This is a genomic window from Myroides sp. TSA_177.3, from assembly GCF_052691955.1.
This window is the reverse complement of the sequence record NZ_JBQZGD010000002.1, coordinates 344,266-358,565: the sequence shown is the minus strand read 5'-3', so window position 1 is coordinate 358,565 and position 14,300 is coordinate 344,266. Positions and strand designations below refer to the sequence as shown.

The following is a 14,300-nucleotide window of genomic DNA, read 5'->3' as shown; positions in this document are numbered from 1 at the left end:
ATATACTAAAAAAAGACAATTAAAAAATTATTCTTTTGTAGTTTCAATATGTTGATAAGCACCCAAATCAGCGGATTGACGACGGTCTTTTCCATCGATATCTCGAGGAATACTACGCGCAATTTCTTTGTCCCCCTTGCCAATTAAGTGTGTCATCTGACTAGAGTAGTAGAAGAGGTTCTTTTTTGGGTCAGAAAAATCAATGGTCGCCGAGGAAGGGGTATCCATTAAAATAGTATTGAAATACATCATTTCATTGGCGTAATTGTAAACAGAAGCGTTGTTGTTTCGTTTACTTGTGTCTTTTAAAGCACTTGATTCAAAGCGAATATTAGCCGTTTCTTCAAGCTGAAGAACAAAACTTTGTGCAATCGATGCATGTAAAATACTGTTTTGAATCGTTAAATGCTCAAAAGGAGTTGCTGTATTATTTGCAATAAGCAAGGCCGTCTGATCGGGGCGGAGCCCTGTGTTGCTAAAGGTACAATGTTGGAATACATAATTCCCACCGTTGCGCAACACAACTGTTGCGTTTTGCGTATTAGAAGCAACGATATTTTGTCCCAGAACTTGCGAGTTTATTGCAACTAATGAAGAATATAAATGATTGAATAATTTTGTATTACGCAGCGTGAAATCTGTTGCATGATCAAGATACAAACCAATTTTGGCATGAGCGATTGTTACGTGATTGAAAACACTAGCGCCTGGATTTTGTAAACGAATTCCCGACCATTGACCCGCTGTATACTCATAAGCAGGTTCCAAACGATCATTGCGCATGATAATAGGTTGCTCTAATGTTCCTTGTGCTTGTATAGCGCTACCTGGTAAACCAATGATTCCAGAATTTTCATGAAAATAAAGTTCCGTTCCTTGTTTTAGGGTTAAGGTTTGATTTTCAGGAATGAATGCATAGCCATAGATGACATAAGGTTTCGTATTATCTAGGGTTAATGTATTTCGAACATGTACATCAGAATCACCCAGATAAAACCCTTCAACAGTGGTTTGATTGTCCAATTGAACGGAGTGTAAAACTTGTTTCTCCACCTTTCCAGGATGTAAAAAATAAGCATCCTTGATTAGGGTTACAAGTTCTATACTTTGAGGTTGTGCAGCTCCAAGTAGGCGTATTTGATCCGTATAAATAAAATCTTTCGCTTGAGGATCTGCTTTACCTAAGGTATGAACAAAAACGTACAAGCTATCTTTAGGGAGTAGTTCAACATTGGAGAACTGTTTTCCAGACACGCCCTCAATTAACAAATTAAAATAGGATTGCGCTCCTTTGCCTAAAGTTAATTGTGGAATTTTGATGTTTTTATTACTCGGATTGTAGATTTTTACCAAATAAGAGCTAGACTGTGTTTCTGTAAAAACAGGATCTAAGAATACGGTATCAGCAGAAAACAGCAAAGGTTGGGTATTGGGTTCAAAATCCATGTCTGTTCGGCAACTAACGATGCTAAACAAAACGATAAAGAACATAATAAACCTAGGTGTATTCATAGCTGATGTTTAATGGTAAATGTAGTGAAAATAACGAGACAATGAACAGGCTAATTGTTAATGTTGTTGCGTAACATCCAGAGTTTTACGTAACGTAAAAACGTCGCATAAGCATTCAACGAAGATAGAATTAATCCTGGTACACCATCTCTGAAACCTTGTTTCAAAATATAATGCTTGAGAAAGCGCATGCCTGGTTTAAAGATGAAATGATATCCTGTTAGCTTACCCGTTTTCTTATCGTAATCTTCGGCTTGTAAACTAGCATATCGACTCAATTTGGCAATGTGAAAATCAAATCCTCTATAGGTGTTGTGATACAGTTTAGCAGATAGATAACCAAGGGTGCCATTGACGTGTAAACACTCGTGAACGCGATTGGTATAACTAGAAATATCTTTTTTAAACAAACGGATAACCTTGTCATTTTGATAGCCCGAATAGTTGATTTCTCGATTAAAAAAGAAGTTTTTTCGATACACCCAATACGCATCATATGCATCTAATGTATTCTGTTCTTGTAAGGTTGTAATCTCTTGGTTTAGCTCTGGAGTCAACTGCTCATCTGCATCAAGTAAGAGAATCCATTCACTTGGCATTTGTGTAATCGCCCAATTCTTCTGATCGGAGTAATTGTCAAATTCTCGTACAAGTACTTTTGCTCCAAGTTCTTGTGCGATTTCTGCTGTTTTGTCTGTACTGAAAGAATCTACAATATAAATATCGTCCACTAAATTTTTAGCAGATAAAATACATGCTCTAATATTTGACTCTTCATTCTTTGTGGGAATTAAAAGAGTTATCTTCTTTTTCATAAATACGGTGACACAATTTAGTTTGTTTTCTGAAAAAATATACTTTTAGCTTTTGGATTTATGCAAACGAATGAGTTTTACATATTTCATAAACGAAAAGAATGATTGTATTATTGCAAAAGCCAAGCCATCTATACCATTTAAGACTCCTTTTTTGAAAAAATAACATCTTACAAAAGCTACTGCACCATTTAATACGGGTTTGAACGAAGAAACTTTTTTTCCTTTTTCGAATAATTGTTGCGCAGCCCAGGTCGAGTATTGGTTCTTTTTATCAATTACTTGTTTGTAATTTTGCCAACCATAATGAAGAATGTGTACATTCACACTTTTCTCCTGAGTAGTCACAATATATTGATGTGTAATATCAGCAGAAGGACCAGCTGTTTTTTTATTAAAAAAGCGAACTTTTGAATCTGGATACCATCCAGAGAAGTTAATCAATTTATCTCCTAAAAAGTTTTTAACTCTGAATTTATAGCCATCATATGGACTATGTTCATATTCTTTCTTTTGAATAAAAGCCAGTGCATCTACGTCTAGGAATTCATCTGCATCTAAATTCATAATCCAATCATGTTTACAGAATTGTAAACCGTGGGTGCGTTGTGGTCCATCTCCTAAAAAGGCTTGAAGATGAACTTGTGCTCCTTTGCTTTCGGCAATTGCTACTGTATTGTCTGTACTATTAGAATCAATGATGATAACTTCATCACAGTATTGAAATAAAGCATCAATACATTTGCCTATATTTTTTTCTTCATTAAATGTAATTACTAATCCACTGATAGCCATGGTATACTGTATTTTGTAACTTTAAATTGTTTGATAACCGTTGTAAAGATGCTAAAATTATAGCTTTTTTTTAACAATTAGTTGATTGTTTTTTACTCGTGAATTAAAAGTTTGTATATAAGCTTTTAAGAAACGCTCCATTTCTTTTACTTTTTCAGGGTTTTTGGTAAGCAGATTATCTTTTAATTCAGGATCAATTTTCCAATTGTAAAGGCCTAAACTTTTGGTCCCATCGAAAGCAAGGTAGTAGTCTCCTTCTTCATAGTTGTAAATATTGTTTAAATAACTGATGGCAAAGTCACGATCGGATTGATAAGATTTACCAAAAGAAACTACTTCTGTATTGATTTGCAAATAATCCATTAAACTTGGAAGGATGTCAATTTGCTGAAAGTTACGTTCTATTTTTGCTACTGGTATGCGCTCATCTCCAGGGGCATAGAATAAAATGGGAATTCTAAATTTACCTACATTGGTTTTCCATTTTTCTTCCTGGCCATCCGAAGAGGTATGATCGGCTACAACAATAAAAATAGTGTTGTTATACCAAGCTTTGGTTTTCGCTGTTTTAAAAAATTGTTGCAGTGCATAATCTGCATAGGCAATTGATTCGTGTATGGCAGCTGTTCCTTTAGGAAATTTCCCTTTGTATTGCTCAGGAATTGTATAGGGGTTATGAGAGGAAATTGTAAATAGAGTAGTGAAGAATGGAGCCTGGAAATCATCTAGTTTTTGAGCAAAAAACTGCAAGAATTCTTCATCAAAAATTCCCCAAGCACCATCAAAAGCTTCTGGACCTTCGTATTCATTTTTTCCATAATATTCCTTAAAGCCTGCTACCGTTGAGTATTGATCAAAGTTTTGACTTCCATTAAAAGCCCCATGGAAAAAAGCGGTATGATACCCTTGATCATTGAGGATTTTCGGTAGGGGATAAATGTCGTTTAAGGCATAACTTGACGTAATATATGTACGATCCATTAAGCTAGGAACACTTGAAATTGAAGAAGGAACAGCATCAATTGATACCTTTCCATTAGCAAATCCATTTTCAAAGAAATAGCTATTCTGAGCCAAAGAATCCATAAAAGGAGTCAAGCCGATGTTCATGTTTTCGCGTCCAAAGCTTTCGACAATTAATAAAACAACATTCTTTTTGTTGATAGAGTCATATTGAAATACTTGTACAGGATTAAAAATATCGAGTAATTCCTCTTCGCTGTAAAAATTATAATCGGGTAAAGTTTCCTTTTTACCCATCGTTTTCAAGACAGAGAAAGGGGTGTTTAATACTAAGGCCGTATTTTTCATTCCTCCATATCCCGCTGCATCAACTAAGCGAATGGGTTTGGGTTGAAATCCACCGCGTCCTAAAATAAGTAAAATACCCAAGACCAAAACAAGTACAATGACTTGTGAAAAATTGAAACGAGAATCGTGTATTTTGTAGTCTATTTTTCTGTATATCAACCAAAAGAAGAAAAAAGAACCCAGCATAAAAAGCGGAATCCACCAATAATCTACAATGAAGTTTTTCAGTAAACCAGGCAATTCATTTTCCATACCAGAAGCCGTGATAAAGGCATACGAACTGCGTCTACCAATAAAACGGAAGTATTCATAATCCACGAAATTTAAGCATAGAATAAAAATATTGACAAGGTAAAAACTGTAAAATAAAAACGTTTGATACCCCTTTTTGGTTTGGAACTTACCTGGCCAAAGATGCAAAAGAGCAAAAGCAAGGTTAATAAAGCCCAAAGCGGCGAAGTCGAATCGGATACCACCCCAAATGACTTTAGCATCAAAAGGGTCTAATAAGTGGTTGTTATACCAATAAAAACCGAGTCTGCACAATTGATAGAAAGCAAAAATAAGCAAGAAACGCAACGTGAAAACCTTGAGGTTTTTAGAAAATATTTTAGTCATAAAATAATCGTGTGATTTTAAAGCGAAATTACCACAGCCAATGCATGGACTGTGGTAATCTATTAGTTGTACGGTGCCGTATTAAACAGCAACATTGTATTCTCTTAAAGCATCGTTCAACGATGTTTTTAAATCTGTAGAAGGTTTGCGTTTTCCAATAATTAAGGCACAAGGTACTTGATATTCTCCTGCTGGGAATTGCTTGGTATAAGAACCTGGGATAACAACAGATCGCTCCGGAACGTACCCTTTGATTTCTACAGGAGTTTCTCCTGTTACATCAATAATTTTCGTTGAGGCAGTTAAGACTACATTGGCCCCTAAAACCGCTTCTTTTCCTACGCGAACTCCTTCAACAACAATACAGCGTGAGCCAATAAAGGCATGATCTTCAATAATAACTGGAGCCGCTTGTAAAGGTTCTAAAACACCTCCAATACCCACACCGCCAGAAAGGTGAACGTGTTTGCCAATTTGAGCACAAGAACCTACGGTTGCCCATGTATCTACCATGGTTCCTTCATCTACATAAGCGCCAATATTAACATACGAAGGCATTAAAATTACACCCGATGAAATATAAGCCCCATGTCGAGCAACAGCATTAGGTACAACGCGAATTCCCTTTGCTGCATAATGCTGCTTTAAAGGCATTTTATCGTGATACTCGAAAATTCCTACCTCAAAGGTTTCCATTTTTTGAATCGGGAAGTATAAAACAACCGCTTTTTTTACCCATTCATTAACTTGCCATCCTTCTGCCGTAGGTTCTGCAACGCGTAATTTACCTTGATCAACCGCATCGATTACTTCGCGGATTGCGTCTTGTGTATCTTGATGTTGAAGTAAGGAACGATCATTCCATGCCGTTTCAATAATGTGTTGTAGCTGATTCATTATCCGGTTGTTTTGAGATTAAAATTAATTTCGAATTGTCTTGCGATAATCCTTGTACTCGTTTGTTTTTTAGGTTTTACTCTTCTTTCGATGTAGTAAAATAAAAATCGGATAAGCTGCATCGTATTGACAGAGACAAAAACTGATTTTTTTACTGAAAAACAGCTACAAATATAAGTATAAATGTTTAGAAAAATTAAGCAGAAATGAAGGAAATCAGGTAAAAATCAAGGGTAAAAATAGAACAAGAAAGGGAGAGAAGAGGGTGAAATCAGAACGCAGTGAAAATCGAAACGCAGTGTAGATTCATCGAACACCAAAACCAATATTAAGTAGGTGAGATATATTCATCGAATACGAAAACAAATATAATTCCATGAGATAGATAATGAAAGGGCGAGGCGATGAGATTTAGGTGTTTGATAGTAAAAAATAGGATGATTTATAGTTTACCTTTACTTTTACAAAAAAATGTTAAAAAAGAAAAGACAGGGTATGCAAATAAAAAAAATAGGCTTTGGACTAGCAGCTCTACTATTGCTGGGGTATGTATTTATTTGGAGTAAATATGATTGGATGTATGAGGAATATGATCCTCAAAAAGCAGCAGAACTTTTTGCAGCCAAAAAAATAAGAACTCCAGTTTACGATACCTTGAGAGTGAATAACTTTAAGATTGGGTACTTGAGTAATAAGCGATATACTTATGTAGACGGATATGATTATTTAGGGGGTGTACGAAATCCTTACTTAGTTTTGGTGCCACGTAATGGAGATAATATTACCAGCTTATTGCCTTATTTTCTAGATGAGGAATTAACCAATAATTTTCATCTTATCGCCATCGATCGCATTGGGTTTGGTGGAAGTAAGGTAGGGAAGAATATTCAAGGAGAGCCCTATGGATACTATGATTCAAAAAAGGCTTTTGAAGAAAATGCGGTTTATGCTACTATTTCGATGCTAGATCGGATTGTAGACAACGAAGGAAAACACCTTGATGAAGGGCGTTTTATCTTAGGTGGACCTACAGCAGCTATGGGGTTAGGTGCTGCGTATTCCGCTTATTTGTCTTCAGATAAATTTTTGATGGTTGATGCAACTCTTACCAAGCGATTCCTTTTCAGTCAATGGTACAGCCAATTGGTGGTGAGTGGAATAGGACGTGCAATTTTTCCAGCCAATTACGTGAGTAAACAATGGGATTTATTGCTCAATGATCGCGTTTTAGCCGAATATAAAGAACCTTGGTTAGAAGGAGTAAAGTATACCGAAAATAAGGAAAATGAAAATGAATATAGCATGTACAAAGGGGCTTCTGAAGCTGGCATGGGAAAAATTTTGTTTTTCAGAGGTTTGAGTCAATCCGATAAGAAGGAAATAGAAGAATTAACGGACGAAAAAGCGTGGAAAGCTAAAGATCATGCAGTAGATTTATATGCTCCTGAAGAGGTGATGCAAGTGCTAAAAGAAATGGATGTTTATACGTTAAACTTTAACCGATTAGATCGATGGAAAACGACTGAATAGGATGAAGTGATAAATAATATTCAACTAAAAAGGTTCGATTGCATCCAATCGAACCTTTTTAGTTTCTTGTTTTTTCTATGGCTAGCGCACTATTATTTCGTTGTCAATTGATCCTTGAATACTTTACCATCCTTGACAATCAAAAGCAAATTGTTTTTAGGATCTCCAATCACAGCAATATCTTCTAGTGGACTTTTGTCAAATAGTAAAATATCTGCATAAGCTCCTTCTGCTAGGGTTCCTAAATCACTTGGATATGGATTTCTTGGACCGCTCATCTTTAGCAATTGTGCATTGTCATACGTAATCATCTTTAAGATTTCAAAATTGCTAAACCATTGTTGTAAATTCACCACTAATTCATTTTGTCTCAATGGATTTTTTGGTGGAGCAACTAAGTCTGTTCCAAAAGCGACTTTTACGTTGTGTTTTTTAGCCCAAGTATATACGTTTTCTGTTCCCATTCCTACCGCTCTTTTATTTGAAGCTTGCTCAGGGTTGGTATAAGCACTTGCATCTAAGTCAAAAGGTTGCATGCTCAACCAAATATTTTTCTCTCCTAAAAGTTTTACCGTTGCTTCATCTAATAAGTGACCGTGATCAATACATCTAACACCAGCTTCAACGGCTTGTCTTACTGCTTTAGGGGTATAAGCATGTACTGTTACATAGGTACCCCAATTGTCAGCTGCTTCTACTGCTGCTTTAATTTCTTTTGTTGTGTATTGTGTGGCATCTAAAGGGTCATAGATGGTCGCCACACCGCCGCCAGCCATCACTTTTAGTTGGGAAGCTCCTTTTCTTAATTGCTCTCTTGCCGCAACCGTAACTTCTTGTTCGCCATCTGCAATGATACTACCTCCTAAGACTTGAAATCGAGGGGGAGTATGATCAACCATACGAGGTTCTGACCAAGGAAAACTAGCGTCTCCATGTCCTCCTGTTTGTGATATCATTGCTTCACTAGGGTAAATACGAGGACCTTTATTGATGCCATAATCATTCGCTTGTTTAATTCCCATAACATGGCCACCTAAATCTCGAACTGTTGTAAAACCACGTTGTAAGGTGTTCTCCGATTCTTTTGCCGCATTGATAAACAGAAAACTCTCATCGCCCAACATAATCGCTTGGTTAGAGTTGGCTGCTAAAAAAGAATGCCAGTGGGCATCAATCATCCCTGGCATGGCAAATTTTCCTTTTCCATCAATCACTTGAGCTCCCTCAAGATCAGTTGCGGTAAGTGTTCCAGAAACAATTTTTACAATTTTATTCTTCTCTACAACAATAGACCCGACTTTCGTCTTGCTGTCTTTTCCATTAAAAATCTCTACGTTTTGAAGAACAAGTTTGTTTTGTGCAAAACCTGCAGTAGCCAAACAAAGTGCACCGAAAAGTAAACTAACTTTTAAAAAATTATGTATCATCTTAAATTTTTAGGGTAAATATACACTTATTAAATTTTATTTTGGCTTATTTTCAATTAAAAAAGTTATTTTGTCTGTATATATTGAGAATAATTTAATTTTTTCTTAAAAAGAGGGAATGTCATAGAAACTCAGCTAGCTTTGTGTGTAAATAAGTAATGATGACTAAAAAATATTTAATATACGGAATCAGCAAAGGTTTAGGAAGAGCCCTTGCACAAGCAATTCCTCAGGAACAAGACGTGGTATTTGGCGTTTCTCGATCAAAACCAACTGATGCGAAAGATAATTTGGTGTGGATTCAGGCTGATTTGTCTCAACCAACAGAAGCGGTAAGTGCGGTTGAAGCAATCGTAGGCGATACGCCTCTCGATTATCTGATTTACAATGTTGGTATTTGGGAACAAGAAGCATTTTCGGATGCTTATGATTTTGAACAATCTTCTACTGCTGAAATTGTACAAATTATACAAACAAATATTACGGCTTGTATTTTATCCTTACACGCTTTTCTTAAGAATCTAAAAGGCAGTGAAAACGCGAAGATTATCCTCATAGGATCAACTTGGGGGCTAGAAAACCACAAGGGAAAAGAGGTGGCTTTTTCAACTTCTAAATTTGCTTTGAGGGGCATGGTTCATGCCTTGCGCGAAACGTTGCGCGAGCACGCTATTGGCATTAGCATCCTCAATTTAGGATACTTGGCTACGGAATGTGATTATACTGTATCACCAGAGCAAGTAATCGAAGAAACAGCGGGTGCATTAATTCCTTTAACGGATGTATTGGCTGCTATTCGCTTTATCTTGAGTACAAGTAAAGCTACTTGTGTGAAGGAAATTGACATGCCAGCCATGCAAGATTTTAACGTATAAGTTGATTATCGTGCTCCAAATAAATCGTACCTTACTTTTTTAAATCAAACACCATGTTTAGTACACAAACCTATCTCAAACGAAGAGAAAAATTAATACAACGAGTAGAAGACACCGGACTTTTATTGTTCTTAAGTAATGGAGAAAATCCCATTAATTTTGAAGATAATACCTATCGTTTTAGACAAGATAGTACGTTTTTGTACTATTTCGGTATTCAACAGGCGCATATCGCAGCAGTTGTTGATTTGGATGCAAATAAAACGTTGATTTTTGGTGATGAATTGTCGATGGATGCTTTAGTTTGGATGGGAAGACAAGAAACGTTAAAAGCGAAATGCGAGAAAACAGGGGTGACAGAAACGCGGCCGTATGGCGAATTAGCAACGTATATTGCTGATGCTCAAAAAACAAAGCGCAAAATCCATTATCTGCCGCCTTATCAACCCGCAAACAAGATTGCACTCAGTGCATTACTTCACGTTGCAATCACTGATCTTCATCCTTCAACAGCGTTGATTCAAGCCATAGTGGCACAAAGAGAAATTAAAGAAGAACAAGAAATTAGCGAAATTGAAAAAGCCTTGACTATTTCTACACGTATGCATTTAGCAGCAATGCGTTTAGCAAAACCAGGGGTGAAAGAATACGAAATTGCAGCAGCTATTCAACAAATTGCAGCGCAAGAAGATTGTGCCTTAGCATATCCGTCAATTGTAACGGTTCAAGGAGGGATTTTACACAATCACTATCAGGGAAATACGCTACAATCGGGACAATTACTACTGAATGATTCGGGCTGTGAAGTGCCCATGGGCTATGCTTCCGATTTAACGCGAACTTTTCCGGTTGATCTGCGTTTTACAGCGGAACAACGCGATTTATATCAAGTCGTACTCACCGCTTTTGAAGAGGCGAAAAATCAATTGAAAGCAGGCGTAAAGTTTAAAGACGTACACTTGCATGCTGCCTTAATTCTTACGCAAGGATTAATAGATTTTGGATTGATGAAAGGGAATGCTGCAGATGCAGTAGAAGCACACGCACATACTATGTTTTTTCAATGTGGTTTAGGGCATATGATGGGATTGGATGTACATGATATGGAAGATTTGGGAGAACAATTTGTGGGGTATACGCCAAGTGAACCTAAAGAAAAACAGCAATTTGGACTTAAATCACTTCGTTTAGGTAAAGCGCTAAAAGCAGGCCATGTAGTAACTGTTGAACCTGGAATTTACTTTATTCCAGAACTGATTCAACGTTGGGAGGCTGAAAAGAAATACCTCGATTTCATCAATTATGAAAAGCTAAAACAATACCAAGGATTTGGTGGAATTCGAATTGAAGATAACTTTCTCATTCAAGAAAAGGGATATCGCCAATTAGGGCCTGAATTAATCCGTACAGTAGAAGAAATTGAAGCTTATAAAATGGGGTAGTACTTGTTATCTTCGTTTTTTGTAAAATGAAGTGATCGAGAAAGAATAACGGAGTAAAGTCAATGGAACTTAGCATAAAATAGAAAAACACGGTATGCAGTTAATTTTGCATGCCGTGTTTTTTTATGTTCATATTATAAAATAGAAATGTTCTTCAGTCTTTTTTATTCTTCCTCTTTTTTAGATGCTGTCATTTTGATCGAAAATTGCATTAAGACAGCAAGTATAATAAAGATACTGATACTTCCTACAAGTAAGGCCGTTTCTTTTAATTCGATTAAAAAGTAGAGTAAACCATATAGTAGTAGGAGTAGACCAAATATAGTTCCCGTACTGCTCTTGTTTTTGGAAATTTTCCAGGTAAAAATCGTGATGAGTATTATCGTAGATAAAGTGGAAAGAACATAGGAAATGCTAAATCCTAGGTATTCTGAAAAAGAAAGCAATAAAATGTAGTTTAGGAAAATAGCAAACCCAATCAAAGCGTATTGGATTAAATTGATTTTTAAGTTTTTAATATTCTCTAAAAAGTAAAAGACAATAAAGGTAAGTCCTACAAAGAGTAAGGCATACTTAATAGAACGATCAATTTTAGAATAAAAATTGTTGAGTTCTAAAAATTCAATCCCAAAGGTGTATTTATCAAACGTTAGGTTGCGTATAGATGTTGTATTTAGAGGTAAGGGCTGATAAATATTCCAAGTGCTATTAGCTTGTTCTTTCCCTTTTTCAGATTCCTCAGGCAGGTAATTTCCGATGTATTTTACATCGTGGTAATCGCTTTTTATATTGACTTTTGTCGTCGTTGCGTGAGCGAGAAATTGCAAATTTGAAGAGCCTTTTAGTTTGAGAGGGAGTTTGATTGCAGTTGGTGTTGATTCTTCTGCGGTATAGTCTAAGCTTAAAAAGGGAATTTGCTCTATAATGGGATTGTCGTTCAACGTAAATACTTTGCCAGGTGTATTCAATAAGGCTAGAGCTTCGGAAAGCCCTTTGGTATCCGAAATTCCATAGAGAATTTTCTTACTTGTAATTTCAGGATTCCCTTGAATACCAAGAGAGGCAAGGAGCTTTTCTTGTGCTTCAAATTGAGCCTCAATAAGAAGATCCGTATTGTATAACGTAACTTGGTACAAGCTTCTTTTTTTGGTTGTTGTTGAAATAGAACCTGTTATCGTTTGTGTTGTAGGGGAGAATAATGCTCTTTCTCGTTGATACAAGACTTCATTTTTTTCATTGATAGTAGCAACTCTGTATTCTAATAAGATAAATGGACCATATAAGGTCTGTTGATCTCCCCATTTTTCAGATACTTCTTGTACAACTTCGGTTTGAAAAGCTGAACGTTCAGAAATAATACTTCCGATGATTGGGATAAAAATTAGTAAGCCCAAGGTTAAGGCTGCGATGGCTAACCCTTTAAACAGGTGTTTTTTTGTTTCTTTTTCCATATTTTTAGTTTTTAAAAGTACTTTGTTTTTCAAAGTGAATGAGTAAAAAAAATTATTTTAGTTTCTGTATTAAATTTTCTAAATAAGCCAAGTGTTGTTTGAAGGCCAATTTGCCTTCTGCTGTAGCGCTATAAACAGTATTGGTTTTGCGACCAATAAAACCTTTGTGTACGGTAATATATTGACTGTCCTCTAAATTTTTTAAATGAGAAGCAAGGTTGCCATCGGTAAGTGCTAAGTATTCTTTTAAATCTTTGAAAGACAATGTTTCATTAACCATCAATCCGCTCATGATTCCAACGCGAATACGATTGTCAAATACTTTATTTAATTGTTCAATATCAAATTTCATGTCTTTCTAATTTGCTCTTTTGTCGTACTTATTCCATAAAATTAAACCATAAAGGAGATGAGTTAACCCAAATCCTAAAGCCCAAAATACAAGTGAATGTGCGGAAAAATAAAAAGCCAATAAACCCAATACAATTTCGATAAAAGCAATAGCTTTAATTTCTTTAACGGTATCTTCTTGAATACTGTACAAAGCTAACCCATAAAATAAAAGGGTAGTAGGTAACGTAAGTTCGAGGAGAGATTTAGAATAAAATACAATACACAGTATTCCTCCTAGTACTAGAGGAAATAAAAAGCGAAGGAGTAAGCGTTTCGTCACGTTAGTTAGAAAAGGGATACCTTGCTTTCTTGTTTTTTGGATCGTAAAGTAAAGTCCACCACCTAAAGCAACGCCAAGCGTAATTAACGCTAATAGGATTAAGTTTACAGCATTATAAGATAAAACTTGTGCTGCGCTTGTATTGGATTGCCATGTATATAAAATAGCACTTGCAGCTAAGCCACAAATACCAACCCAGATACCGCTCCAACCACTTAAGCTTAAAAACTTAGTAGAACGTTCCATGATGGACTTGATTTGCTGTAAATCTTCGATTGCTTTTGTGTTCATTTAAAAAGTACTTTGAAAAACAAAGTTATAAATAATTTTGATAAAAAAAAGGAAGAAGCAAAAAAAGAGTGAATTTGTAGAAAGGAAAGTTCTTACTTCGAATTGTAAAGCTTTAATAGTAGTTTCTCTTTCTTGTATTCCAAAAAATAAAACCTATCTTTGGTATTACTGTCAGAAATAGAAGACTTTGTATGCATAAAGTATGGAATATAGTAATAAAATTAGTTCTACTTGGAGTTTTTTTCCTTCCAAGTGAACTATTGGCTTGTGCTGTCCATACTGATGATATTAGGGTATCTCATGAAACAGTTGTAGGGACTACTATGTCTTGTTCATCAACCCATTATGAAGATAGTTTTTGCGGAAATGCTTGTTGTGCAGATGCAGGAGAAGGTTCTCGTTCTCATGGCGATTGTTGTCAATTTTTTTGCCAAGGTCCGTGCCATATTTTGCTACTTGCTCCATTGGAAAAGCAGTCTTATACTGTGCTTGTATTTAAAGATAAACACAGTTATCCCGTTTATCGTCAACCCCAATATCCTTCGGGGGAATTTTCAATTTGGTTACCTCCTAAAATAGGTTAAATAATAGGCTGTATAGCCTAAGATGTGTCTTGTCGAAAGCGAAAAATAGTTTTCGAATCCTTTATTTTCACAATCCTTC

13 protein-coding genes are annotated in these 14,300 nt (G+C 35.9%); 4 read left to right on the top strand and 9 right to left on the bottom strand.

Features of this window, described 5'->3' with window-relative positions; translation table 11 throughout:
- Nucleotides 1–27 precede the first annotated feature (27 nt).
- From ACUTSE_RS03640 to ACUTSE_RS03620, 5 genes are all read right to left on the bottom strand, one after another.
- Nucleotides 28–1,512 (bottom strand): hypothetical protein, encoded by a 1,485-nt coding sequence (locus ACUTSE_RS03640; protein WP_445639270.1) that lies wholly within the window; start codon nt 1,510–1,512, stop codon nt 28–30.
- Between the two features lie 50 nt (nt 1,513–1,562).
- The gene (locus ACUTSE_RS03635) at nt 1,563–2,327 is read right to left on the bottom strand and encodes a glycosyltransferase family 2 protein (RefSeq protein ID WP_445639269.1); all 765 of its coding nucleotides are present in this window, start codon (nt 2,325–2,327) and stop codon (nt 1,563–1,565) included.
- 45 nt (nt 2,328–2,372) lie between these two features.
- Nucleotides 2,373–3,122 (bottom strand): glycosyltransferase family 2 protein, encoded by a 750-nt coding sequence (locus tag ACUTSE_RS03630; protein WP_002985758.1) that lies wholly within the window; start codon nt 3,120–3,122, stop codon nt 2,373–2,375.
- Nucleotides 3,123–3,179: 57 nt separating this feature from the next.
- Nucleotides 3,180–5,051: an LTA synthase family protein gene (locus ACUTSE_RS03625; RefSeq protein ID WP_445639268.1), complete on the bottom strand. Its 1,872-nt coding sequence runs from the start codon at nt 5,049–5,051 to the stop codon at nt 3,180–3,182.
- A gap of 81 nt (nt 5,052–5,132) precedes the next feature.
- Nucleotides 5,133–5,948 carry a 2,3,4,5-tetrahydropyridine-2,6-dicarboxylate N-succinyltransferase gene (locus ACUTSE_RS03620; RefSeq protein ID WP_002985754.1) on the bottom strand — a complete coding sequence of 272 codons (816 nt, stop codon included), beginning with the start codon at nt 5,946–5,948 and terminating at the stop codon, nt 5,133–5,135.
- 495 nt (nt 5,949–6,443) lie between these two features.
- Here ACUTSE_RS03620 and ACUTSE_RS03615 point away from each other — a divergent pair, with 495 nt between their 5' ends.
- Nucleotides 6,444–7,478, top strand: coding sequence for a hypothetical protein (locus ACUTSE_RS03615; protein ID WP_445639267.1), 1,035 nt, complete (start codon nt 6,444–6,446; stop codon nt 7,476–7,478).
- A 92-nt stretch (nt 7,479–7,570) separates the two neighbouring features.
- On the opposite strand, the gene ACUTSE_RS03610 is transcribed toward ACUTSE_RS03615, so the two are convergent.
- Nucleotides 7,571–8,905, bottom strand: a complete 1,335-nt coding sequence (locus ACUTSE_RS03610) for an amidohydrolase family protein (protein ID WP_445639266.1) — start codon at nt 8,903–8,905, stop codon at nt 7,571–7,573.
- Between the two features lie 161 nt (nt 8,906–9,066).
- Here ACUTSE_RS03610 and ACUTSE_RS03605 point away from each other — a divergent pair, with 161 nt between their 5' ends.
- Nucleotides 9,067–9,780, top strand: a complete 714-nt coding sequence (locus tag ACUTSE_RS03605) for an SDR family oxidoreductase (RefSeq protein ID WP_445639265.1) — start codon at nt 9,067–9,069, stop codon at nt 9,778–9,780.
- Between the two features lie 53 nt (nt 9,781–9,833).
- The gene (locus ACUTSE_RS03600) at nt 9,834–11,222 is read left to right on the top strand and encodes an aminopeptidase P family protein (protein ID WP_445639264.1); all 1,389 of its coding nucleotides are present in this window, start codon (nt 9,834–9,836) and stop codon (nt 11,220–11,222) included.
- A gap of 164 nt (nt 11,223–11,386) precedes the next feature.
- Here the strand turns inward: ACUTSE_RS03600 and creD are convergent, their stop codons facing one another.
- From creD to ACUTSE_RS03585, 3 genes are read right to left on the bottom strand one after another with little or no spacing between them, the layout of a single operon-like run.
- On the bottom strand, nt 11,387–12,673 hold the full coding sequence (gene creD, locus ACUTSE_RS03595; protein ID WP_445639263.1) for a cell envelope integrity protein CreD: 1,287 nt from the start codon (nt 12,671–12,673) through the stop codon (nt 11,387–11,389).
- Nucleotides 12,674–12,725: 52 nt separating this feature from the next.
- Nucleotides 12,726–13,025: a winged helix-turn-helix domain-containing protein gene (locus tag ACUTSE_RS03590; RefSeq protein WP_002985740.1), complete on the bottom strand. Its 300-nt coding sequence runs from the start codon at nt 13,023–13,025 to the stop codon at nt 12,726–12,728.
- Between the two features lie 6 nt (nt 13,026–13,031).
- Nucleotides 13,032–13,637, bottom strand: a complete 606-nt coding sequence (locus ACUTSE_RS03585; protein WP_445639262.1) for a hypothetical protein — start codon at nt 13,635–13,637, stop codon at nt 13,032–13,034.
- A 191-nt stretch (nt 13,638–13,828) separates the two neighbouring features.
- On the opposite strand from ACUTSE_RS03585, the gene ACUTSE_RS03580 reads away from it, so the two are divergent.
- Complete coding sequence (locus tag ACUTSE_RS03580) at nt 13,829–14,221, top strand: hypothetical protein (protein WP_445639261.1); 393 nt, start codon at nt 13,829–13,831, stop codon at nt 14,219–14,221.
- Nucleotides 14,222–14,300: the final 79 nt, after the last annotated feature.